This is a genomic window from Chryseobacterium sp. SIMBA_029 (genome assembly GCF_046535275.1).
GTDB lineage: Bacteria > Bacteroidota > Bacteroidia > Flavobacteriales > Weeksellaceae > Chryseobacterium.
In genome coordinates this window covers 1-391 of sequence record NZ_JAWRXA010000067.1, presented here as the reverse complement: position 1 = coordinate 391, position 391 = coordinate 1, and the positions used below count along the sequence as shown (strand labels likewise).

The window sequence follows — 391 nt, the reverse complement described above, 5'->3', positions numbered from 1 at the left end:
CCGGCAGGGCATCCGCAAGGTTACCAGGATGCGTTCAACGCGTTCGTCGCAGATACCTACAGCGCCATCGCCGGCCGCACCCCTGCCGGCCTGCCTACATTCCGGGACGGCCTCAGGGCAGCCGTCCTCACCGAGGGGATTCTCGATTCCAGCGCCAGCGGCCAGTGGATCGAAGTCCCCAGTGTGCACCAACTAGAAGGAGTCCAGCAATGAAAATCATCCAAGTAGGCCTCGGCGCATGGGGCGCCTCATGGCTGAACGTCATCCACCACAGCGAAAGCTGGGAACTCGCCGGCGTCGTCGACGTCAATCCGGACGCCGCCCGCGCAGCCGGGGAACAATACGGAATTCCCGCTTACGCGAATATCCAGGAAGCCCTCGAGCACAAGGA

1 protein-coding gene and 1 pseudogene are annotated in these 391 nt (G+C 63.2%); both read left to right on the top strand.

The features are described 5' to 3' along the window. Window positions 1–213 (top strand): annotated as a pseudogene (locus SB679_RS23235) (hypothetical protein); the annotation flags it as partial. After that, window positions 210–391 (top strand): Gfo/Idh/MocA family oxidoreductase (locus SB679_RS23230; protein WP_410704651.1); only part of this gene is annotated, 182 nt, incomplete at its 3' end. The pseudogene SB679_RS23235 and the gene SB679_RS23230, both read left to right, overlap by 4 nt.